This window comes from Desulfobacterales bacterium (assembly GCA_021647905.1).
Lineage (GTDB): Bacteria > Desulfobacterota > Desulfobulbia > Desulfobulbales > BM004 > JAKITW01.
Genome location: JAKITW010000030.1, coordinates 1 through 22,200 on the forward strand (window position 1 = coordinate 1; position 22,200 = coordinate 22,200).

Below are 22,200 nucleotides of genomic sequence, written 5' to 3' on the forward strand. Positions count from 1 at the left end.
TGCCGAAGTTGTTTCAAATTCCGTTTTTGCCGTCACGGCTGCGGCTCAGGGTCCGCTACACCGTTCGCTATAAGAAAACCCCTTTCCCGGTCCAACCTCAAACGTACGGGGTTTACCGAAACCTTACAGCATGGTTGTTGATTCAATGTCTATAACATGCTGTTCCTATTAACAAACAACTATTAACCATTAACTGTTCACTATCTTGTGCCACTTCCACGCATCACCGGTAATCTGCTCCAGGCCGGCGCGGTTCGGCTGCCAGCCCAGCTCTTTTCTTGCCCGGGCGGCGTCTCCCACCAGCCGGGGCGGATCGCCCGGGCGGCGAGGACCGATGGCAACGGGAATATCACGGCCGGTCACCCGGCGGGCGGCTTCAATAACCTCGGTGACTGAAAAACCCTGGCCATTGCCAAGGTTAAAGGCATCACAGACCGGATTGTTTTTAAGGTGTCGCAGGGCCAGGACATGGGCGTCGGCCAGGTCGGTGACATGGATATAATCCCGGATACAGGTCCGGTCCGGGGTGTCGTAATCATTGCCGAAAACGGTTATCGCCTCTTGCCGGCCCGCGGCCGCATCCAGCACCAGGGGGATGAGGTGGGTCTCCGGATCATGGTCCTCGCCGATTTCGCCGTCCGGGTCGGCGCCGGCGGCATTGAAATACCTGAGTGAAACGGAGCAAAGCCCATGGGCCTGGTGAAAATCAGCCAGCATCCGTTCGACCATCAGTTTGGAGGCGCCGTAGGGGTTGATGGGCTGCCGGGGGTGGGTCTCCGGAATCGGTATTTCCAGCGGCATGCCATAGGTGGCGCAGGAGCTGGAAAAAATCATCTCCTTCACCCCATGGTCCCGCATCGCCTCCAGCAGAGAGAGGGTGGAGGCCACGTTGTTGCGATAATACTTGCCGGGATTGTCCATTGACTCGCCGACATAGGCGTAGGCGGCAAAGTGGAGCACGGCCCGGGGGTGGTATTTCTCCAGCACCGCATCGAGCCGGCCGCGGTCACCAATATCGCCGACCTCCAGCGGTCCCCACTTGACCGCCCACTCATGGCCGTGGACAAGATTGTCATAGGACACCGGCAGATATCCGGCCCGGGCCAGGGCCTTGCAGGTATGGCTGCCGATATAGCCGGCCCCGCCGGTAACCAGGACTGGAATCGGGGTGGTGCTGTTTTGGGAAGGTTGGGGGGGCATTATTAGTAAAATGTAAAATGTGAAATGTGAAATGTGAAATGTGAAATGATTATAACATTCTGTTCCCATTAACAAATAACTATTAACCGTTAACTTTTCACTTTTCACCGTTCCCCGTTCCGTTCTCTTGAAGAAACGAATCAAAATAGGCAATGGTCTTTTTCAGCCCCTCTTCCAGTTGGATCGTCGGCTGCCAGCCCAGTTTTTCCCTGGCCAGGGTGATATCCGGGCAGCGCTGGGTCGGGTCGTCGCTGGGCAAAGACTTATAGACCAGTTCGGAAGAGGAGCCGGTCAGTTCGACCACCTTCTCGGCCAGTTCCTTGATGGTGAACTCGCCGGGGTTGCCGGTATTGACCGGGCCGGTAAAGTCGTCCGGCGAGGCCATCAACCGGATAAAGGCCTCGATCAGGTCGTCCACATAACAGAAGGAACGGGACTGGGAGCCGTTGCCGTAGATGGTGATCGGTTTGCCCTGCAGGGCCTGGACAATGAAGTTGGAGACCACCCGGCCGTCGTTGGGATGCATCCTCGGGCCATAGGTGTTGAAGATCCGCGCCACCTTGATCCGCAGATTATGCTGGCGGTGGTAATCGAAGAACAGGGTCTCGGCGCACCGTTTGCCCTCATCATAGCAGGAGCGGAAACCAATGGGGTTGACATGGCCCCAATAGCTCTCCGGCTGGGGGTGAATCTGGGGATCGCCATACACCTCGCTGGTGGAAGCCTGCATGATCTTGGCCCTGACCCGTTTGGCCAGCCCCAGCATATTGATGGCGCCGTGGACCGAGGTCTTGGTGGTCTGCACCGGGTCGAACTGGTAGTGGATAGGCGAGGCCGGGCAGGCCAGGTTGTAGATCTCGTCCACCTCCACATAGAGCGGGAAGGTAACGTCGTGGCGCAGTACCTCGAAGTGCGGGTTCCCCAGCAGATGTTTGATGTTTTCCTTGGTTCCGGTGAAAAAATTATCCACGCAGATAACATCGCAGCCATCGTTAAGAAGCCGCTCACAGAGATGGGAACCGAGAAAGCCGGCACCGCCGGTGATCAGGGCGCGTTTTCTGAGGTTATATGTTTTCATAAGAGGACACGGGTTAGGGGTGATAGGTTAGGGGTGATGGGTTAGGGAACGTACTTTAATCAACTTGCCCAGCATCCCCCCGATTTGATCACATTCTTTGCAAATTTTTTCAAAATTTTCCTTGGTAAGATAACCGATCTCAAATGCTATTTCAGTCTGGGTGCTTACTTCGGCCAACGAACCTTTGGCGATATGAAAAAAACGAACCGACTCCTTGTTTGTGTCTCGCTCATCTCCCTCCGCTATGTTGCTTGGCACGGAGACAGCTGCACGACGCATCTGGTCTCGCAACCCATAATCTCTGGCAAGAGGTCCATTTCCGGTGATACGATAAATCTCAACGGCAAAATTTTTGGCTTTCTGCCACACCTGAAGATCTCTGAATCCTCCCCCCATAACCTGTCACCAGGAACCCATTACCCGTATCATCAAAAGTGCGTCATCGCCGGTTTGCCCAGCGGGAAAACGTTAAAGCCGATCTCGTAGAGTTTTTGATGGTCGAGAATGTTACGGCCGTCAAAGATAAAGGCCGGCTGGGCCATGGATTTAAATATTTTCTCATAATCAAGCTCCCCGTACAGGGTCCATTCGGTCATCACCGCAATGGAATCACAGCCGGCGGCCGCTTCATAGGGATCTTCGACATAGCTGACCGTGCCGTCCAGGCCGGCCAGATCCTTTTCCGCATTGGCCAGGGCCTTGGGGTCGCTGATCACCAGTTCCGCCCGTTCCTCCAGCAGGCGGCGGGCGACAAAGATCGCCGGGCTTTCCCGGGTGTCGCCGGTATTGGCCTTAAAGGCGAAGCCAAGGAGGCAGATGCGCTTGCCGGCCAGGGTATTGAACATCGCACCAAGCATGGCCAGGACAAAGCGCTCCTGCTGGTAATCATTGATGGTGATCACCCCCTGCCAGTAGGAGGCCACCTCCTCCAGGCCATAATGGCGGCAGAGATAGACCAGATTGAGAATATCCTTCTTAAAACAGGAACCGCCGAAGCCGACGCTGGCCTGGAGAAACCTTTTCCCCAGCCGGCTGTCCATGCCCACGGCCCGGGCCACCTCGCTGACATCGGCATCGGTTTGTTCGCACAGGGCGGAAATGGAATTGATCGAGGAGATGCGCTGGGCCAGAAAGGCGTTGGCCACCAGCTTGGACAACTCACTGCTCCAGATATTGGCGGTAATGATCCGTTCCGGCGGGACCCAGTTGCCATAGATTTCAACCAGGGCGTCCCGGGCCTGCAATCCTTCCGGGGTTTCACGGGAGCCGATCAGCACCCGGTCCGGATTTTCCAGGTCGCGGATGGCAGTGCCTTCGGCCAGAAACTCCGGGTTGGAGAGGACATCGAAATGAACCTTGCTGTTGGTCGCGGTCAGGATCCGCTCCATGGCCAGGGCGGTTTTCACCGGCAGGGTACTCTTCTCAACAATGACCGTGTCGGTGACCGCGCACTTCCTGATCTGGCGGGCGGTCTTTTCCCAGTACTGCAGATCCGCGGCCATGCCGGCGCCGGCGCCGAAACTCTTGGTCGGTGTGTTGACGCTGACAAAGATGAAGTCAGCCGTGCGGATGCCGCCCTCGATATCAGTGCTGAAAAAGAGATTCCGGCCCCGGGCCTGGCGGACCACCTCATCAAGACCCGGTTCGTAGATGGGCAACTCATCGGAGTTCCACTGGTTGATCCTTTGGGGGTTGATGTCCACCACGGTTACCTTGTGTTGCGGGCACTTCAGGGCAATCATCGCCATGGTCGGCCCGCCCACATAACCGGCGCCAATACAGAGGATGTTTTTATTAAATGTCATTCCGCAACCCTTGTTTTTCGTGGGACAGAGCAAAGAGAGGTTAGCGCCTGGCGCATAGCGTAAAACATAAACCCGGTGTAAACGCTCCTCGCCAAGCTCTTTGCGCCTACCCCGGGCACGCTACCGCCATTCGGGTGAAAACACCCGTTAAAAAAAGAATTGTTATTGGTAAAACGTGAAAAGTAAAAAGTGAACAGTATTAGGATGTTACCCTCTAGACCCGCAACATTTCACATTTCACATTTCACTGTTAACTGTTAACTATTACCTACGCGGCGGTCAAAGCCGCCACCGAAACCGTGGCAGTCACCTGGCGGCGCAACATGTCGAGCAGGATGACGGCCCGGTCCTGGCCGCGAATTTCCCGGAAAATTCCTTCAACCCCTGCCAACTCGCCATATACTATCTTTACCTTGCTGCCGGGTTTAAGAAAAGAACGTTCCAGTTCCCTGGTGGAGATATATCCCTGCTCGTCTTCACGGGCTTGCAGGTTTTCTATCAACCAAGCGGGGACCGGCGGGTACTGGTCGCCGAAACGGACCGGGCCGATGGCGCCGATGGTGCCGCCTATTGTCGGCCAGCGCCGTTCTTCCGGGGCAAGGTGCAAAAACAGATAACCAGGGAAAAAAGGCCGCTCAACCTGCTCAACCCGCCGGGCATGACGCCTGGTTTTCAGGGTTTTCGGCAGATAGACCGTAAAACCCTGACGTTCAAATTGTGTCCGGGCGATCTGCTCCTTATGGGGCTTTACCCGGATAGCGAACCATTCACGACTCATGGCAACATATGTGATTTTGAATTTTTAGTTTTTAATTTTGAATTGTTACGAACAGAAATGTTTCTAGATCAATTCAACATTGTCGGTCTCGCAACAACCCGCTCGACGGACGTGATTCGTCTTGTAACTTGTTGATTTTATTGGGTGGCATTTGAAGCCTTTCGGGTTGTTACGAGTTCATCAACATTGTCGGTCTCGCAACAACCCGCTCGACGGACGTGATTCGTCTTGTAACTTGTTGATTTTATTGGGTGGCATTTGAAGCCTTTCGGATTGTTACGAGTTCATCAACATTCAAAGTTTACAATTAAGCATTCTATATGGTTCTTTTCCCTTGCCTCTTTTGAGGCAATGGCCATTTTCGAAATAAAATCCTTTTTACTTTGAGCCGCTGTCGCCTCCTCAACATTGGCCCCGATACTGGTACCGGCTTTGAGCAGCTGTTTGGAAAGAACAAATTCTTTTTGTGCTTTCAGTTGGAGGTACAGGCAAATTATGTCCAGTGCAAACTGATAGGATTTTCCCCTGATCAAATTCGACTGTTCAGCCACCAATACACCTCAATAATTCAAAACTTAACATTATCTTTCTATTTCCCGGCGGAGTTCCTCTATTTCATGCTGCAGCTGTTCGTACTCGGCCATCTTGCGCCGCATAAAACGCACCGTCACCCGGGCCTTCTCCTCCACTCCCTTGGGGGTGAGAATATAGGCATAGGCGGTCTTGTTGTTGCTGTGCTGGAAATTCTTGACCTTGATCAACCCCTTGGCAACCAGGGCCTTCAGGCAGTAGTTCACCTTGCCCAGGCTTATGTCCAGGGACTCGGACAAGGCCCGCTGGGAGAGCTGCGGTTCGGCGTCAATGGACTTCATCAGGCGGTAGGTAACGCCATCATCGGGATCCACGGATTTCATGGTCAGACACCTGCGGCCAACACGTCTCAGGCTAGCCGTAAACATAGGAATATCAAGCGTTCATCGATTGAACACTGTCTATCAACCATGAATTTGATCTGATCGCAATGTTTTTTTATCCGCTTTCTCTTACAGCTGTTTGATTACCCGGTCAAAATCGCTCTCAAAGAGACGGTCCTGCACAATGCGGTACTTTTCAACTTCACCCTTGGCATGGGTCTTGGCCGGCCTGGCAGTCACCTTGCCGGGGCACAGGGCAAGATTATAATTGTCGGTCTCGCAACAACCCGCTCGACGGACGTGTGTCATGTTGTAACTTGTTGATTTTATTGGGTGGCATTTGAAGCCTTTCGGGTTGTTACGGGTTCATCATAATTGAAAGGGAAGGGGCCGGATTATTTTAATCCCCCAGGGCCGCACCTCCGCCTGATAGACAAGAATCCGCACCCCCTGCCCATGGACCGCGGCCAGGGTCTCGGCATAGAGCGGATCGATCCGGGCGGCCGGGGTAAAAGAACGGGCATCCATCCGCTGGACGCAGAAAAAAACCGCGGCATCGTGTCCGGCCTGCTTCAAGGCCAGCAGTTCATGGAGGTGCTTGGTGCCCCGGGCAGTGACCGCATCGGGAAATTTTGCAATATCGCCATCCACCAGGGTGCAGTTTTTCACTTCCACATACATGGTGCCGGCAGCCCGGGTCAACATGAAGTCGAGCCGGGTATGGGACGAGGTTTTCACCTCGGCAACAATGTGTTCCACCGGACCGATCTCGGTCACTATCCCCCGGGCAAGGGCCTCCCGGACCAGCTGGTTGGTACGGGCGGTGTTGATCCCCACCCAGGTTTTTTTTATACGCACCATCTCCCAGGTATGGGGATATTTACGCCGGGGATTGTCGGAGCGGGAGAGCAAAACCGGGCTGCCCGGCAGGGCACAACCCAGCATGCTGCCGGAATTGGGGCAGTGGACGGTTATCCTGCCGCCGTCCATAAGTTCCACGTCGGCCAGGAACCGTTTATAGCGCCGGAGCAAAATAGCCGGTTCCAAAGGGGGATCAAAATGCATAGCAGGCTTTCTCCTGTCCTGGCATGCCACGAATACACAGTCGCTACCAGAGCCTATTCTGTGCGAATGATCGTCCGGAACCAGATTTGAGATACTTCTCAAGCTCAGCCGCCTTGCTTTCATCGGAAAAGGCCAGATAGGTTATCAGCTTCCAGGGCCGGAACTTGGATGTGTGAGGTGATTGCCCGGCGTTATGGGCTGCAAGGCGTTTATTAATGTCAGAGGTCAGCCCGACATAGCGTTGCCTTGGATGGTTCTGACTCTGCAGGAGGTAGACGTATTTCATTATCCCTCTGTGTCAATGTAAGTGAGACACCTACCCCTCAATAAATTTATGCGGCTGATTTTACCGAAACCGGTTACCGTTTTGTGGAGTACAAGGATGGCAGTTGGCAGAAATTGAGTTCGAGTAGCGATGAGATCCTGCTGCCCCACACTCTGCCTGATGGGTTTCGGTTCAAGCTGAACCTGGCCGGTGAAGAGGTTGATTTCGGCAAATCTGTACTCGATGAAGATGAAAAAAATAAAACTCCCACCGGCATCTTCCTCCTCTCCAGCGGCGATATTACTCCCTTTGAGATTACAATCATTGACCGCTGTTCCGGCAAAAACCGTATCCTTTCCAACTTGGAGGACGGTTGCATTAGACTGATTTCAGGTCAATCTTCTCTCGCTGCAACAAATCGTTAAGCAACGTCCGGCGTATCTATTGCATTTCGGGATGCGGGACCGGTGTTCGCTTACGGCTGCATACCGGGTTCGCCGGCAGGCGCTATCAACACGACAGCTCACCTCACACTATTTTTTTTCGCCTTTCATAGGTCTCAAGGAGCTTCCACAGGACAACCGGGATGTCCTTAAGCACGGCAAACGGCACCTCGTATACACTGGCCGGTTCCGCGACCACCATCCGGTCATCCGTTTTCTCGTTGAAAAAGGCCGACTCCTCGCCGAAAAAATCACCGGACCGCAGGGTTTCCCTGATCCTGCCGGCCGCAGTCCTGGCCAGTGCGCCGTTCTTTATCAGATAGATGGCAGACGGATCGATTTTTTCCAGGGGCTCGCCGCTATGGTAATAATTGCTGAGTTCCATCTTTTCCGCGATCGTTCCCTGGACCGGCGGTGAAATCGACTCCCCGAACAGCCATGTCTTCTGGAGAAACTGCCGGTTCTCATGGAGCCGCTCAATCTGTCGATACATCCGGTTCTCCTTGACGAACTGGGCGTACGAACCCACCGGCAGGAGCAACGCCTGGATGTAACTGATGGAACGGTAGGTCGCGTTGGTCCGGAAGCCGTGCAGCCCCGAATACTCGCCGATCAGGCCGCCGGCGGAAAGGATACTGTAGATCCCCTCCTCTTCGTTGATCATCTCCGCATTCCCGGAAAGCAGCAGGAAAATATCCTTGTTCACCTCGCCCCGACGCAGGATTATGGAGCCGGGATTGTATTCAACGATCCTGTTATTGAGCAGCTTGGTCAGGTTATGGACCGGCACCTTGTCAAAATAGGCCCTCAGAAAATTGCTCGCAATCGACCGGATGGTGTTTGAATAATCGGGAACCAGGACGTCCACCGTTCCAAAGGGAGCGCTGGAGCCTATTTCCTTCTGCCTGGTGGTCAGGGGCACGGCGGTATGGGCCAGGATGATTCTATCGGAGGGATCTTCCTTGAAATCCTCGGTCGTGCCGTGGATCATCCCGGCGCCGATATCTATTTTCTTCAGCGCAACCGGATGCAGACACTCCTCCTTGACCGTTTCAAAAAATTCCCGGGTGACCCCGGGCTCTGTCGGCTCCTTGGCAATCATCCCCTCAAGGACCTGCAGGGAGATAATATCGGCAAGATGGGCATAGGTAAGATATGCACCGTCCCAGAAGGTCCGGAAGAACATAACGGTTGTTTCCACCGGATGGGGCGACAGGACCGGCCGCACCTCCAGGCCGTTGATGTTGTTCCAGACCCCGAGTTCCAGATCGTGGACATCAAAATAGGTGTAAAAATCCTCTTCATCAGTGTTCAGCAACGCCGCCAGCTTCTTGAAAACCGAGGTCCGCACCAGGGGGGTGGCAAAGTATTTCACCTTGTGATCGCTTCTGACCAGGGTGGTCAGCCCGGCGAAATGATCATCATGGCAATGGGTATGGAAAATTCCCTTGACCTCATTCACCCCGATGCCCAGGGCCATGAGCGCGTAGGCCATGTTGGGACCGGCGTCGATCAGGTACACATCGCCCTGGTACATGAGTATGCTGGACATGCTGGGGCGGTTACTGTCCCAGCCATCCCCCTGACCGGAGTGGATGACCGCGAAATATTCCCTCTCGATTTTTTGAAACCCCAGCGGATAGGGGGAGCGATAGGTCTGGAACGGTCTCAGGTTGAGGTCCACGCTGACCGATTCGCCCTGGTACTCGATCTCAAAAACATTTGTCCGCAGCCGCTTGATAAAGACATCATTTCTGATCTCAACCAGACTCTCCTTGACAACAAGCCCGTCCAGCAACTCCCCGGTCTTCCTCAGGGCCCCGAAGGCAAACCTGAGTTTCATCCGCATCACCATCTTCGCCAGGTCCTGGTCGGCACCGGCGTCGAGCAGTTCCTGTTCGGAAACAAGCCCGTAATTCCCCCGATATATATATTCAAGCTGGGCGCTGATCTGCTTTTCCGCGCCGATCAGCAACGGCTTTACACCCCTGTTGTTGGGATGGTTGGGAATGATCATCCCCTGCCGGTACAGCATCTGCAGAACAGGAAATTCCGCCAGGTTGGAAAAACGGCCGTTCTGCAACATAAGGTCGGAGAGCAGGATGGCGTTCGGTCCGGTTTCAAACCGGCAGCCCTCTTTTTCAACCGGCATGATCAGGCCGCGCTGGATCAGATGCTTTACCGAGTCTTCCGGACAACCGCAGAGGATATAAAGGTCGGCCTCGGGAACGGCAACCCAGTAAATGCCCGGCGTAACTTCCAGTTTTATTATTCGCTCCATAACGATCATCCCCCTGTTTCAGGTTTCAGGTTTCAGGGTGCAGGGTGCAGGGTGCAGGGTGCAGGGTGTCCTCTCAGTCGGAGAACTCCTGCAGTTGGAAATCAATTGCCTCCACTTCCTCGGCAAACTCCTCCCCATACTCAAGGATCATGTCGTTGTCAGCATGGTATTTCCAGTTCACCACCACCCGGTGTCCCTGCCTGGCTGATTCTTCCAGCTTGTCGAACAGGTCCAGCAACACCCTTGACGAGCTGCTGTTGAAATATACCAGTTCAATGTTGACCTGTGTCGACCCGCTCCCCGCATCGGCAAGGTACTCATCCAGCCACGCAAAAAAGGGCGCATAAAATTCGGCCGCGTTTTCAGGATAGGCCTCACCCTTGATCGTAAGAACCCTGTTCGTTGACTCAAAGGATATCTCCGGGGTATTTTTGGTGGCTGCGATCATAATGTCTTTCATGATTTTCCGGTCTCCTCCTCCCGCACGACTCAAATCCGGTCGATGTTTTTGTTGCGCTGACCCCTAGATCACGGTCTTTAAGGAAAAAAACGACGCCGACTCCCGGACCGGGGTGAAATCGAACAGGATCGGCGTACTGGCCCTTCTCGCCAGCTCAATAATCCCAAGTCCGGCTCCCCTGCTGTCCCGGTCCGGCGTCCTGCGGCGTTGCTCCTTAACGTATTTTTTAAGTTCATGTTTATTCATCTTCTGTAACATCGACAGCTTGTCGCGCAGACGATCGATCTTGCTGTTGTCGATCAAGTTGCCGCCAACCACGTAATAATGGCCCTCTTCGTGGCCGACTATAACCACTCCCCGTCTCATTTCCTTGTCATCGTTGCCGGAACCAGTGCCGACAACAACCTCAAAGGAGTAGTACAAAATATTCTGGAGTTGTTCGACCACTGCGGCAAACACCTTCAGCCGGGTTGATGATTCAACCTCGTCGATCTGCATTTTATGCCTGACGATATCTGCAATTTCGACAACAAGATCGTGTGAGATCAAACCGTTATAGTATAAGATAATCCCTTCACGGTCAAACGCGCTCTTCAACGTCACCAGGTTATCAACCATCATTTATCACCTCAGGTTATCTGTTCCGGCTCCATCGTGCCGCCCGTGGGTCGGGTCACTGTCCATTGCGCAACGGCGCAAGGCCGATAAAGGAAACATCGTCTCTTCTATCCTCATCATTCTGGTACTCGGTGAACGCCGTCAGCAGGAGTTCCCGTTGCCGGTTTAACGGCAGTTGCCAGTTGCGCAGGAGAACATCAAAAAGGCGCCGCTTGCCAAAGGGCAACCGCCTTTGCCCGCCGACCTGGTCGGTCACCCCGTCGGTGCCCAGGTAATAGACCGCCCCGGTCTCCAGCGAAATCCGGTGATTCGTAAACCTGAAATCAGGATCCGAACGGATGTAGCCGAGGCTCTGCTTGTCCCCCCTGATCTCATGAATTTCGGAATCAACGATATACCACAGGGGGATTTTGGCGCCAGCAAAGGTCAGGGTCCGGTTTTCGGTGTTGACAAAACAGATGCCCGCATCAAGGCCGTCGTCGGAAGAAAGGGAGTCCGCCTCCCCCTGGTTCAAGGAATTTTTGACAACAGTGTTCAAAACGCCGAGCAGCCCGGCGGGATCAGCCGGATCGTTTTCCTTGAGAATGGTTTTACAGGTGGAGCCGACAATCATGGTCACAAAGGCCCCGGGAACTCCATGGCCGGTGCAGTCCATCACCGCAACCAGATACCCGTTGGCAAACCTTTCAAACATGAAGATATCGCCCCCGACAATGTCCCTGGGCTGCCAGATGATGAAATTATCCAGGTAACGACACATCTCCACGGTATTGGGCAGCAAAGACTGCTGGATCTTCTCGGCATAGCGGATGCTTTCAAGGATCTTCTTATTGGCGAGATCCAGTTCATCAAAATTCTCCTGGAGTTGCGCTGTCTTCTCAATGACTTTCTCCTCCAGGGTTTCATTGAGATTTTTCAAGGCCGATATCTGGGCCATGATCTTGTCGCCCATCCCGGCAAGCACGTCGGTCACCTGGCGAAACTCGGTAAACCGCACCCTCTGTTGCGGCGCCTCGTAATTCCCCTCGGCATAGGAGCCGACAATCCGGCCGAGGGACTGGATGGGGGAGGCCAGCCAGCGGGCAACAGCATAGGAAATAATCAGCAGAACAATGCCCCCGGCCACGAGAAAGGCCACCAGCGTCATTATGGTTCTATTGACCGCGGCAAAACGTACCGCGTGGGGTTCGGCGACCCGGAGCAGATATTCGAGTCGCTGGTTGTTGCCCGAATCACCGATGAGCAAAGGGGTCTCACTGGATATCTCCCTGGCCCTTGGCAAAGAATCAGCCACCCGGTCCCCGGCGAGCATGGTGTCCCTGCCCTTGAGGATGTCAATGGACACTGAACCTCCGGCGTTACCCGCGGCAAAATCGGCAAGCCCGGCAACCGGAATAATCGCCGCCAGGGCCCCTCGGTTCTCGCCCGCCGCATCTATCAACGGCACCAGCAGCGCCAGCCCGTACGGGCTTTGCACCCGGTCGGCGGAGACATCAGCGGGTCCGGCCGTTGCCTTGATGTTCCGCTCCAGGAAGCGGCGGCCCTTAAACTCAACAAAAAAGAACGGGGGCTCGCCGTATTCGAATTTCCGGGCCAGCAGCGCCTTGATATCCGTCTTGATCGGAGCAGGGGCAATGGAGGCCATGGACTCGGGAACGGCCTCGATCACGTTCCCGTCACCACCCAGCAGATAGATCGCCGAGACCAGCGGGGTATCGGCAATGAACTGCTGCATGAACTCCACGGCCCGGTAGCTGGCCGAGGTCCGGATGCCGAAGGGCGATTTGGCGGTGGCCAGAACCACGTCTGGGTTTGCGCCGATATCGAGAATCCGGGAGGTGGCCAGATCGAGTTTATGGTTAATATCGCTGGCAACGCTCTTTACCAGCAGGTTCAGTTCATTGTAGGCCCCGTTGCTGGTCAGGGTGTATATTTCCTTGACCAGGATCGCGGCCAGGAGGGTCACCGGCACCACGGCGGACAACAGGATAATGAGCATCAATGTTCCGCGGAAACTCCTTAACATACGGTCTCCTGAACCGCGTTCCCCGCAAGGACCGTCGCAGGGAATCGGGAACTACTGTGCCTTACAGGTAAGCGGGTCTGCCGGGCCGCCGGCGACCCCACCGGGCGCCGGGGTGGAGTGGACCTCTCCTTGATCGGCGGGTTTATATCCATAAAAACAACTAACCGTAGGAAAAGGTCAGCGACCGGGCCAGACCGTACCCTTCCTCACCGATCTTGTTCCACCAGATGGACTGTTTACGGAACGCGTTATATGAGTCATATACCCTTTTGGACAGCCCGTCGTACCGGGATACCTCCTCAACAACTTCCCGGCTCATATTGCCCAGGGATGCCAGGACCTTGTCCGGAAAACGTTTCAACTGGACCTTGTGTTTGGTGACCAGCGTCACCAGGGCCTGGTTGTTATTACTGGCATAATCGGCCAGCATGTCGTTGTAGGCGGCCTTCATCGCATGACTGACAATGGCCTGCAGGTCCAGGGGCAACGCCTCGTATGCCTTTTTATTGACCATGCACTCGATCACGGTGGCCGGTTCATGCCAGCCCGGCCAGTAATAGTATTTAGCGACCTCGTAGAAGCCGGCGGCCAGGTCGTTGTAGGGGCCCACCCACTCGGTGGCGTCAATCCCGCCCGACTTAAGGGCCGCATATATCTTGCCGCCGGGCAGGTTGATCGTCTCGGCTCCGATCCTGGACAGCACCTCACCGCCCAGGCCGGGAATCCTCATTTTCAACCCCTTGAAATCATCCACCCCGGCAACGAGCTTATTGAACCAGCCGCCCATCTGCACGGCGGTGTTGCCGGCGGCAAATCCCTTGAGGTTGAACCGGGCATAGAGTTCGTCCCACAACTCCTGGCCGCCGCCATAGTTCAGCCAGCCGCTGGTCTCCTGGGCATTGAGCCCAAAGGGCACGGTACAGAAGAACTGGACCGCGGGGTGTTTTTTCTTCCAGTAATAGGGGGCGGAATGTCCCATTTCAGCCCGGCCGGCGGACACCGTGTCAAAGACGTCCAGGGCCCCCACCAGTTCACCGGCGCTGTATACCGTGATCTTGATCCGGCCGTTGCTCATCGCCTCTATGGCCCTGGCCACATAAAAGGGGCCGGCGCCAAGGCCGGGAAAATTCTTCGGCCAGGAGGTTACCATCTTCCATTCATACCGCTGCCGGGCATGGACCGCGGGCGGACCGTCAACCGCCGCGGCCAGACCCAGGGCCGCGGCCCCTGCTCCCACCTTCTTGATAAAATCTCTTCGATCCACAATGCGTCCTCCTCTTTCCGGTTATCCCCCGGCCCGGCCGTTATCCGGCCGGAACCAGGGAATCGCACCGCCCGGATGGTTAGCGGCCGGTGCGGGCCGGTACTGTAAACGCGTCCAACAGCTGCCCGGTCTCATTGTAAAAATAACACTCGATTCGATCTTTCTTTACATCCGCGACCAGAAAACCATAGGCTGACAGATATTTTTCAAAACGCATATCAGGCCGGGCCGGGGCCGAACTCAAGGGTGCGCTGGCCGCACCCACCACGCTCTCCACCATCCCGGTCCCCGGACCGGAGCCGCCGGCCGGATTGGCAGGGCCGATGTCAGCCCGCGCATAGAGATGTTCGTGGGAGGCAAAAACAACATCCACCCCGTCGGCCGCCAGAATCCCGGCAACCGCGTCCCGGTTCGCGGGGTGGGCATGGAGACTTTTCCGATCTTTATAATGCGGTCCGACCGGGTACAGGGGGCAGTGGGTGAAAAAGATGGTAAAGGTTGACTCGTCCCGGGCAAGATCCTGTTCAAGCCACTCACGGTTGGGCCGGTTGATAAAATATTCAAATTGCTTTTTGCGCTGCACGAACTCGGCCGGATCGATCTCGCTGTTGTCCGGCCCTTCATGGCTGGTAAAGGAAGTAACCGTGACAAAATGGGTGTTTTCACGGGTAAAGGAATAGCTCACCCCCCCATAGCCGGCAGGCCCGTTTGCCGGGTTGTCCGCCCGGAAATACTCGTTGAACTTTGAGATATAGCAGATCTCGCCGGCCGGGCACCGTTCCTTCTGGTCAATGATATGGTTGCCGGGGGTGGTATAAAGCTTGATATTCTTTGCCCGGAGCGGTTCCTCGAAAATGGCCCGCCAGCGGGCGATCTTTTCCGGGGCCTTGGTAAAGGTTGTTTTTGCCACCATATCGCCGTTGAATATGACAAAATCAGGTTTCGGTTCCAGGGCCAGGATATGGCCGACCACCTGGACAAGCAGTTCCTCTTCCAGGTAAACCGGCGGATCGGTCTTGTAATTACCGCGGGAATCCCCGGTAAAGACGAACCTGAAAAGGGTGGCGTCAGGATCAACAACAGCCTGTCCCTGGTTCCGCGGAACAGGCGCGCAGCCCGAAAAGGTCAGCAGGATGAGGATGATCAGACCCGGCCAGCGGTAAGGGCGGGACCGAGCCCGCCCCGGCGGCGGAACAGCCCCGCGTCCTGCTGGCACCGTATCAACCGCATCCGGCCGGCGGCCGGTCAACTTTCCTCTCCTGGCCGGAAAAAATCTACCTCGCATCATTATCGTTACCTCCTGATCTTGCCGGACCGGCTGGCGCCAAAAGACCTTTTAACAGGTCCTGTTCCAGAGTGACGACTTGAAGTAGCAGCATAAATATGGTTACTTCCTCCAAGACAACGGATAGTAGACCAGGAGTAAATAGTTAATGTCAAGGTAGAAAGGAGGATCCCCGTTTGTCCGAAACCAAGCGGTTCCCACATTTGAGAGGTGATCTGCTCGGCGGAGTAACCGCAACCCTGACCCCTCTGCCCAAGGCGATGGCGCTCGGGGCCCTGGTTTTCGCCCCCCTGGGCCTGGAGTATATACCCCTGGGCCTGGTGGCCGGACTGGTCAGCCTGGTGGTCTCCAACATAAGCGGCGCCCTGGTCGGCGGCATGCCCTTTATGAACAATGCCCCCTATTCACTCTCCTCTTTCATGCTGCTGGGTGCGCTGCAACTGATTATTTCCAGCCTGGGAGGGGTCCACGGCGATCCGCGGCAGACATTCACCGCATTGGCCTTGTTGTTTCTTACGGTTTTCACCAGTGGACTGTTTCAGATTCTGTTCGGTGTTCTTCGCATCGGCAACTTTGCCAAGTATATCCCCTACCCGGTTGTTGCCGGCCTGCTCAACGGCAGTGCGATCCTGATTGCCGCTTCCCAGCTCAATGTCATGCTGGGTCTTCCCGACCGGCTCAAACTCTCAAGCTTTGTCTCGGATCTCGGCCAGACCCAGGTGCTGACCCTGCTCATCGGACTGATCGTCTGCCTGTCGATCTGGGCCGGGGCAAGGTTAAGCAAGAAAATTCCCGCCCCATTTTACGGAATCATCACCGGTACGGCCGCCTACTATCTCTGCCTGATGATGGGATACCGGGACTCCCTCGGTCCGGTAATCGGCCCCATCCCCGGCACCGTTCCCCTGCCCCGCTATGCCCCGGAATTTCTCCACCTGCTGACCTCCGGCCAGCATCTCTCCCTTATCGGCGACCTGACCCTGATGGCCCTGGGCATATCCGCCGTTGTCTCGCTTCGTTCCCTGGTCGTCTGTACCGCCGGCGAGACCCTGACCCAGGAACGGTACAACGCCAACCGGGAGCTGATGGGCCAGGGGGTGGGCAACATGCTGGGCGGCATGTTCGGGGGCATCACCACCGCCGGGAGCCTGCCCAGCACCCTGGCCAACTACCAGTATGGCGGCCGGACCGCCTTTTCCCGGGTGGTGAGCGGTTCTTTCATTCTCCTGGTCCTGTTGTTTCTCCATCCGCTGGTGGCAAAACTCCCCACCGTGGTCCTGGCCGGAATACTGGTAATGATCGCCATCAGATCCCTGGACAAATGGAGCCTGCAACTCATCCCCGGCATCAAACCGGCGCTGGCCGCCGGTGACAACCGGCCCCTGATCAACGGGCTGGTCGTCCTGCTGGTCACGGTCACCATCGTTGCCTTTGGTGTTTTCGAGGCCCTGGCCGTGGGGCTGGTTGTCTCCGTCTTCCTCTTTATCCTCCAGATAAGCAAATCCATAATCCGGCGCGAGGTCTCTGGCAACGATATCCGCTCGAACACCCAGCGGGCGGAAAAGGAATCCGCCCTGCTGGAGGCGTCGGGTTCGAATATTCAGGTCCTTGAACTGGAGGGTTCCCTGTTTTTCGGCACAGCGGACAAGATCGCCGCCCGGGTTGAAGAATTTTTCAGCAAGGAACTGGGGTTTATCATTATCGATTTCAAGAGGGTTTCGGAGATTGACAGCACCGGGGCCAAGATAATGAAACAACTGTTGACCAAATGTCTGAAGCACGGCCTGGAACTCTACTTCAGTTCCGTGATCTTCAGCGGGGCGAACCAGGCCCACCGTGAACTCCGGAATATCCTCAACCGGGCCGAACGGCGAAGCTACTGCTTTCCCGATATGGAGATCGCCCTGGCGGTGGCGGAGGACAGACTGCTGGACAAATTGATCGGCGATGGCCGTTATGACCGGGAAATACCGGTCAACGAAATCGACGCGATCAAATCCATCCCTGCCGGGGAACTTGCCCGGATCCACCATTTCTTTGAAAAAAAGAGTTTCAAGAACCTGGACGTCATTGTCCGTCAGGGGGATGACGACCAACGCCTGTTTCTGATTGTCCGCGGCCGGGCCCGGGTGATGTACAACCTGCCGGCCGGCCCGGCCCTGAGACTGGGGACGCTCTGCCCGGGAACCGTTTTCGGCGAGATGGCCGTTCTGGACAAAGGGCTGCGTTCCGCGGATGTGATTGCCGTCGGCAATGTCACCTGTTACTGCCTGACCCGGGAGGCCCTTCTCCGGATAAATGAGAAATACCCGGCAACGGGGTACAGCATCCTTGCCGGGCTCGGCAAGGAACTGGCAAGGCGGCTGCGACTTAGCAATAAAATAGTACTCAATCTGAAAACGTGAGTGAAGAGGGTGCAGGGTGCAATCACTGCTGCGGTTTTTTCCCGTCCTCCGTCCTCTGTCTTCTGGCCTCTGAAACCTATCGGACTACAAAGGAAATTTTGCCGAAATCGCCGTAATCGGCCAGGTATGCTCCGGATTTTCCGGGCCGCATCTTGCCCAGGGCCCCGGTGATGATGATATGGCCGGGCTCGATCCTGTAGCCCTGCTCCACCATGGTATTGATCAACCACAAGGCGGCCCGCCACTGGTCGCCCATCGCATCGGAGCCCTTGCCCGCATTGATCTCAACGCCGTTGTAAAGGAGGCGCACGGAAACAGCGTTAGGGTCCCAGGCAACCGGTGGACGGTGGCCTACTATGAACTGGGCCGCGGCCACATCCGCGGCAACGATGTCAACTCCCTGCAGCTTCTTCATGTCGGCAAAACCCAGATCCGGCAGTTCGATAACCGGCAGGATCGTCTGGATCGTGTTTTTCAGTTCGGTAACGTCCTTCAACGGCGCGACAACCGGCCGGTTGACCATGAAACCGACCTCTGTTTCGATCATCAGCTTGTTAAAAAGCGACAGATCAATGACCGGGGTCCCTTTTTTCATGCCAGAGGCAAAAAGCACCCCTGCCAGGGGGGCATTGACCCCGAATTTTTTCTGGCCCGCCTTTGAGGTCAGGCCCCCTTTAAAGCCGGCGATACGGTCATGGGCCAGCCTTTTCTCCACATAGGCATGCTGGACCCCGTAGGCGGCATCCATATCCATGTCAGGATACTGTGCCGAAAGCACGGGAATCGGCGCGTTCCGCCGGTGGGCCTGGAGCAAAAGATCTGCCTTTTTATTGCCGTTGCCGCCCGCACAGGAGGCAAGGGCAAGACAAAAAGTCAATAAAACAAGGATAACGAGTCTGCCGCTTTTCATGTTTTCACTCCTTACTGTCTGTCCAGCGATGAGGATTCCCGGAGTCTCACTACGTTCGCCTGCCTGCCCAGGCACAAGCTATTCAGTTTCCGGCCGATGGTCAATGTTTTTCCCGGGATAGTTGTCTGTCCAGAAAGGGCCATTTCCGGATGGGCACGGGATAGCGGCCGTCGAGCCCCATGATCTCGTCAGGCCGGCGACAATATGGCCGGCAATACCGCCTTATCATTGTACAGGATATTTGAGCTGTACCCTGATCCTTGTTTGCAGCCGGCTGCAAACTATGTTATCTGAAAAGGTTACTCTCGTTTCCGGCCAACTGCTAACCCTGAATCACCGGATGCACCTTGCCGTGGTGATCAGTGGCTGACCAGAGCCTGTCGGACACCGGCTGTTCACCAGGGGCATGAAAGATGTAGTTCCCCGATCCCGGTAATCCTTCAGCGGGAAGCGAGCTTGGAAAAACAAGGGAAAGGCAGGCGCAGGGATTGTCCTGTTAGCTGGTGTAGCGCCCTCCTGTTAACATTGTCGGTCTCGCAACAACCTGCTCGACGGACGTGATTCGTCTTGTAACTTGTTGATTTTATTGGGTGGCATTTGAAGCCTTTCGGGTTGTTACGAGTTCATCAACATTGATTGCGGTTTTTTTACGAGGTTGTCATGACCCAGGGAACGGAAAATATGATTGCCACCTGCCCCAAATGCCGGGCCAGACTGAAGGTCCCCCTGGAGAAGGTCCGCACCGGGGACGTCCGGATCAGGTGCCCGCGGTGCGATAGCGTACTGCGGGTCAAGCGACCGGTGACCGGCCCGGCCAAGGCGGCCGGGAAAACTCCGCGGCCCGGCGGCTCCGATCAGCAGCCCGCCGGCCGGCAGCCGGGCGGCAGCAGCCCGAGAAGATTCCAGCGGTTCCCATTCAAGAAAAAGATCATGATCGACAACGCCATCATGATCAATGGGATCGATATCAGCGAAGGCGGCCTGTTCGTGTATACCGGCCGTTCATTCATTGTCGGCAGCAAGGTCGGGGTGGCCCTGCCCCTGCCCGGCGGTGATCTTGAGGTCCATGCCACGGTGCAGCATAACGAGCCCGGGGTGGGCATGGGGTTGCAGTTTGTTGATCTGTCCCCGGAGCAGTTGGCCCGTCTCAGGAAATACTTTGCCGAACTGTCCGCCAATGACGCCGCGGCCATGGAAAAGAGAAAAACAGTCCTCCTGGCCGGCGGCAGCGAGATGGCGCGACGGATTACCAAGGGCAACCTGATGCTGGAGGGCTATGCGGTGTTCGAGGCCATGGATACCAAGGAGGTGATGCGCAAGATCAGTTCCCAGATCCCTGATATCATCGTCATCGACTGGCAGGAAAAGGCCCTTGACGGAGCTGATCTGCTCGCCCGGTTGCAACGAAGTCCGAAATGGCGCAGGATCGCCAAGGTGGTGGTGTCCGCGGTTACCGACAAGGCCCTGCAGCAGCGGGTGATGGCTGCCGGCGCGGACCGGTTTCTGGCCAAGATGGATACCCCGCCGGTCAAGCTGGCCGAGCGGATCAAGGAGATCGCCGCGGCCAGGGACTCAGGCGGATAGCCGGGCCGCCGGCAGGAAACGCCGTCTCCTGTTGTTTATATGAAAGTCGTCACCAAGCGCTGGCCTTGCCATGCTGGTTACGCGATGTACGGGCCCGAGGTCTCGGTCTCCTTGCTGTTGCCGCCGGTCCAGTCGGTATGAAAGAATTGCCCGCGCGGCCGGTCGACCCGCTCGTAGGTATGGGCCCCGAAAAAGTCGCGCTGGGCCTGGAGCAGGTTGGCCGGCAGCCGCTCCCGCCGGAAGCCGTCGTAAAAGGCCAGGCCGCTGGTCATGGCCGGCAGGGGGATACCGGCCATGACCGCCCGGGCCACCACCCGCCGCCAGGCTGCCTGGGCGGTCTTGATCTGTTCCTGGAAATAGGGGTCAAGGAGAAGGTTGCCGAGCCGCGGGTTGCGGGTAAACGCCTCCTTTATCTTGTTCAGGAACGCGGCCCGGATAATGCACCCGCCCCGCCAGAGCAGGGCGATGCCCCCGAAATTGAGATCCCAGCCATAGCGGTCCGAGGCCTGCCGGAGGAGCATGTAGCCCTGGGCATAGGAGACTATTTTGGCGCTGTACAGCGCCTGGCCGAGATCAGCGACAAAAGAGCGGCGGTCAACCTCGATCTCCGGCAACGGGCCGGCCAGGATGCCGGCCGCTGTCACCCTTTCCTCCTTGAGCGTTGAAAGAAAGCGGCTGAAAACCGCCTCCCCGATCAGGGTGAGCGGGGTGCCGTACTCCAGGGCGGAGGAGACCGTCCACCGGCCGGTTCCCTTCTGGCCGGCCGTGTCCAGGATAAAATCCACGGTGGGCCCGTCCTTGCCGGTATGGGCCAGGATGTCCCGGGTGATCTCGATCAGGTAGGAGTCCAGTTGGCCGCGGTTCCATTGGTCGAATACCCGGCTCATCTCAAGCAGAGACATGCCCAGTCCGGAACGCATCAGATCATAGGTCTCGCAGATCAACTGCATGTCCCCGTATTCAATGCCGTTGTGGACCATCTTGACGAAATGACCGGCCCCGCCTTGCCCCACCCAGTCGCAGCAGGGCGTGTTGTTGTCCGCCCTGGCGGCAATGGCCAGGAAGATGTCCCGGATATGGGGCCATGCCCGGGCCGAGCCGCCGGGCATGATCGAGGGGCCGTGGCGGGCGCCCTCCTCGCCGCCGGAGATGCCGCAGCCGACAAAGAGCAGCCCCCGGGCCTCCAGGGATTCGAACCGCCGGGCCGAGTCGCGATAATAGGAGTTGCCGCCGTCGATGATGATATCGCCCGGCTCCAGCAGGGGCACCAACTGGTCGATGACCGAGTCCACGGCCCGGCCCGCCTTGATCATCAGCATCACCTGGCGGGGTTTTTTTAATCTGCCGATCAGCTCCGCCGGGGAAGAGGCGGGAATCACCCCGGTACCACGGGCCGGGCCGGTGATAAAGGCATCGGTCCTGGCCGCGGTCCGGTTGTACACCGCCACGGTAAAGCCATGGTCGTCCATGTTCAATACCAGGTTCCGGCCCATGACCCCCAGGCCGATCAGGCCGATGTCAGCCCTGTTTTTCATGGGTAATCTCCTTGGGAAAGTCAACAGCCACCGTCTGAAAACGGTGGGTTAACTTAACGACTGAAAGTCGGGATACGGGTCCAAGACCCGTTTTTGACGTGCTCGTGCTCGTGAACGTGAACGTACTCGTACACGAACATAAGTGCCTTTGGCGAACGACACATTTATCGAGCGACTCTCCCTGATAATCCATCCTGCTTGCTCGCAACATATTTATTTTTTTCTTGTCTCGTTCACGTTTACGTTCACGATCACGTTCACGAGCACGAAGTAAAAAAACTCTT

20 protein-coding genes are annotated in these 22,200 nt (G+C 56.4%); 3 read left to right on the forward strand and 17 right to left on the reverse strand.

Annotation, left to right across the window (positions count from 1 at the left end):
• Window positions 1-189: 189 nt before the first annotated feature.
• The 9 genes from galE to sfsA form a co-directional block, all read right to left on the reverse strand.
• Window positions 190-1,200 carry a UDP-glucose 4-epimerase GalE gene (gene galE / locus L3J03_06175; protein ID MCF6290563.1) on the reverse strand — a complete coding sequence of 337 codons (1,011 nt, stop codon included), beginning with the start codon at window positions 1,198-1,200 and terminating at the stop codon, window positions 190-192.
• A 97-nt stretch (window positions 1,201-1,297) separates the two neighbouring features.
• A complete protein-coding gene (locus tag L3J03_06180) occupies window positions 1,298-2,278 on the reverse strand; it encodes an SDR family oxidoreductase (protein ID MCF6290564.1) in 981 nt (326 codons plus the stop codon).
• Between the two features lie 27 nt (window positions 2,279-2,305).
• Window positions 2,306-2,674, reverse strand: a complete 369-nt coding sequence (locus L3J03_06185; GenBank protein ID MCF6290565.1) for a four helix bundle protein — start codon at window positions 2,672-2,674, stop codon at window positions 2,306-2,308.
• Window positions 2,675-2,706: 32 nt separating this feature from the next.
• Window positions 2,707-4,083 carry a nucleotide sugar dehydrogenase gene (locus L3J03_06190; GenBank protein ID MCF6290566.1) on the reverse strand — a complete coding sequence of 459 codons (1,377 nt, stop codon included), beginning with the start codon at window positions 4,081-4,083 and terminating at the stop codon, window positions 2,707-2,709.
• 268 nt (window positions 4,084-4,351) lie between these two features.
• Window positions 4,352-4,861, reverse strand: a complete 510-nt coding sequence (locus L3J03_06195; GenBank protein MCF6290567.1) for a transcriptional activator RfaH — start codon at window positions 4,859-4,861, stop codon at window positions 4,352-4,354.
• A gap of 287 nt (window positions 4,862-5,148) precedes the next feature.
• Window positions 5,149-5,412, reverse strand: coding sequence for a four helix bundle protein (locus tag L3J03_06200; GenBank protein MCF6290568.1), 264 nt, complete (start codon window positions 5,410-5,412; stop codon window positions 5,149-5,151).
• Between the two features lie 30 nt (window positions 5,413-5,442).
• Complete coding sequence (locus tag L3J03_06205) at window positions 5,443-5,775, reverse strand: MarR family EPS-associated transcriptional regulator (protein MCF6290569.1); 333 nt, start codon at window positions 5,773-5,775, stop codon at window positions 5,443-5,445.
• Between the two features lie 129 nt (window positions 5,776-5,904).
• Complete coding sequence (locus L3J03_06210) at window positions 5,905-6,084, reverse strand: hypothetical protein (GenBank protein MCF6290570.1); 180 nt, start codon at window positions 6,082-6,084, stop codon at window positions 5,905-5,907.
• Window positions 6,085-6,144: 60 nt separating this feature from the next.
• Window positions 6,145-6,840 carry a DNA/RNA nuclease SfsA gene (sfsA, locus tag L3J03_06215; protein MCF6290571.1) on the reverse strand — a complete coding sequence of 232 codons (696 nt, stop codon included), beginning with the start codon at window positions 6,838-6,840 and terminating at the stop codon, window positions 6,145-6,147.
• Between the two features lie 369 nt (window positions 6,841-7,209).
• On the opposite strand from sfsA, the gene L3J03_06220 reads away from it, so the two are divergent.
• Complete coding sequence (locus L3J03_06220) at window positions 7,210-7,530, forward strand: hypothetical protein (protein ID MCF6290572.1); 321 nt, start codon at window positions 7,210-7,212, stop codon at window positions 7,528-7,530.
• A gap of 103 nt (window positions 7,531-7,633) precedes the next feature.
• Here the strand turns inward: L3J03_06220 and L3J03_06225 are convergent, their stop codons facing one another.
• The 6 genes from L3J03_06225 to L3J03_06250 form a co-directional block, all read right to left on the reverse strand.
• Window positions 7,634-9,829 (reverse strand): cyclic nucleotide-binding domain-containing protein, encoded by a 2,196-nt coding sequence (locus L3J03_06225; GenBank protein MCF6290573.1) that lies wholly within the window; start codon window positions 9,827-9,829, stop codon window positions 7,634-7,636.
• A 73-nt stretch (window positions 9,830-9,902) separates the two neighbouring features.
• A complete protein-coding gene (locus tag L3J03_06230; protein ID MCF6290574.1) occupies window positions 9,903-10,289 on the reverse strand; it encodes a DUF1987 domain-containing protein in 387 nt (128 codons plus the stop codon).
• 63 nt (window positions 10,290-10,352) lie between these two features.
• The gene (locus L3J03_06235; GenBank protein ID MCF6290575.1) at window positions 10,353-10,907 is read right to left on the reverse strand and encodes a SiaB family protein kinase; all 555 of its coding nucleotides are present in this window, start codon (window positions 10,905-10,907) and stop codon (window positions 10,353-10,355) included.
• A 55-nt stretch (window positions 10,908-10,962) separates the two neighbouring features.
• Window positions 10,963-12,933 carry a SpoIIE family protein phosphatase gene (locus tag L3J03_06240; protein MCF6290576.1) on the reverse strand — a complete coding sequence of 657 codons (1,971 nt, stop codon included), beginning with the start codon at window positions 12,931-12,933 and terminating at the stop codon, window positions 10,963-10,965.
• A gap of 160 nt (window positions 12,934-13,093) precedes the next feature.
• Window positions 13,094-14,197, reverse strand: coding sequence for a TRAP transporter substrate-binding protein (locus L3J03_06245; GenBank protein ID MCF6290577.1), 1,104 nt, complete (start codon window positions 14,195-14,197; stop codon window positions 13,094-13,096).
• Between the two features lie 79 nt (window positions 14,198-14,276).
• Window positions 14,277-15,485 (reverse strand): metallophosphoesterase, encoded by a 1,209-nt coding sequence (locus L3J03_06250; protein MCF6290578.1) that lies wholly within the window; start codon window positions 15,483-15,485, stop codon window positions 14,277-14,279.
• A 173-nt stretch (window positions 15,486-15,658) separates the two neighbouring features.
• Between L3J03_06250 and L3J03_06255 the strand changes: the two genes are divergently transcribed.
• Entirely contained in the window at window positions 15,659-17,887 is a 2,229-nt protein-coding gene (locus L3J03_06255) for a cyclic nucleotide-binding domain-containing protein (protein ID MCF6290579.1), read from the forward strand.
• A gap of 76 nt (window positions 17,888-17,963) precedes the next feature.
• On the opposite strand, the gene L3J03_06260 is transcribed toward L3J03_06255, so the two are convergent.
• A complete protein-coding gene (locus tag L3J03_06260; GenBank protein MCF6290580.1) occupies window positions 17,964-18,797 on the reverse strand; it encodes a hypothetical protein in 834 nt (277 codons plus the stop codon).
• Between the two features lie 660 nt (window positions 18,798-19,457).
• Between L3J03_06260 and L3J03_06265 the strand changes: the two genes are divergently transcribed.
• Complete coding sequence (locus tag L3J03_06265; protein ID MCF6290581.1) at window positions 19,458-20,381, forward strand: zinc-ribbon domain-containing protein; 924 nt, start codon at window positions 19,458-19,460, stop codon at window positions 20,379-20,381.
• A 77-nt stretch (window positions 20,382-20,458) separates the two neighbouring features.
• On the opposite strand, the gene gnd is transcribed toward L3J03_06265, so the two are convergent.
• The gene (gene gnd / locus L3J03_06270) at window positions 20,459-21,916 is read right to left on the reverse strand and encodes a decarboxylating NADP(+)-dependent phosphogluconate dehydrogenase (protein ID MCF6290582.1); all 1,458 of its coding nucleotides are present in this window, start codon (window positions 21,914-21,916) and stop codon (window positions 20,459-20,461) included.
• Window positions 21,917-22,200 lie beyond the last annotated feature (284 nt).

Bases quoted from the DNA above. Each gene is read 5' to 3' on its own strand.
- L3J03_06190 (MCF6290566.1), bottom strand. From the start codon at position 4,083: ATGACATTTAATAAAAACATCCTCTGTATTGGCGCCGGTTATGTGGGC.
- L3J03_06185 (MCF6290565.1), bottom strand. From the start codon at position 2,674: ATGGGGGGAGGATTCAGAGATCTTCAGGTGTGGCAGAAAGCCAAAAAT.
- L3J03_06250 (MCF6290578.1), bottom strand. From the start codon at position 15,485: ATGATGCGAGGTAGATTTTTTCCGGCCAGGAGAGGAAAGTTGACCGGC.
- L3J03_06260 (MCF6290580.1), bottom strand. From the start codon at position 18,797: ATGAAAAGCGGCAGACTCGTTATCCTTGTTTTATTGACTTTTTGTCTT.
- L3J03_06195 (MCF6290567.1), bottom strand. From the start codon at position 4,861: ATGAGTCGTGAATGGTTCGCTATCCGGGTAAAGCCCCATAAGGAGCAG.
- L3J03_06230 (MCF6290574.1), bottom strand. From the start codon at position 10,289: ATGAAAGACATTATGATCGCAGCCACCAAAAATACCCCGGAGATATCC.
- L3J03_06205 (MCF6290569.1), bottom strand. From the start codon at position 5,775: ATGAAATCCGTGGATCCCGATGATGGCGTTACCTACCGCCTGATGAAG.
- gnd (MCF6290582.1), bottom strand. From the start codon at position 21,916: ATGAAAAACAGGGCTGACATCGGCCTGATCGGCCTGGGGGTCATGGGC.
- L3J03_06240 (MCF6290576.1), bottom strand. From the start codon at position 12,933: ATGTTAAGGAGTTTCCGCGGAACATTGATGCTCATTATCCTGTTGTCC.
- L3J03_06225 (MCF6290573.1), bottom strand. From the start codon at position 9,829: ATGGAGCGAATAATAAAACTGGAAGTTACGCCGGGCATTTACTGGGTT.
- sfsA (MCF6290571.1), bottom strand. From the start codon at position 6,840: ATGCATTTTGATCCCCCTTTGGAACCGGCTATTTTGCTCCGGCGCTAT.
- L3J03_06265 (MCF6290581.1), top strand. From the start codon at position 19,458: ATGACCCAGGGAACGGAAAATATGATTGCCACCTGCCCCAAATGCCGG.
- L3J03_06235 (MCF6290575.1), bottom strand. From the start codon at position 10,907: ATGGTTGATAACCTGGTGACGTTGAAGAGCGCGTTTGACCGTGAAGGG.
- L3J03_06180 (MCF6290564.1), bottom strand. From the start codon at position 2,278: ATGAAAACATATAACCTCAGAAAACGCGCCCTGATCACCGGCGGTGCC.
- L3J03_06210 (MCF6290570.1), bottom strand. From the start codon at position 6,084: ATGACACACGTCCGTCGAGCGGGTTGTTGCGAGACCGACAATTATAAT.
- galE (MCF6290563.1), bottom strand. From the start codon at position 1,200: ATGCCCCCCCAACCTTCCCAAAACAGCACCACCCCGATTCCAGTCCTG.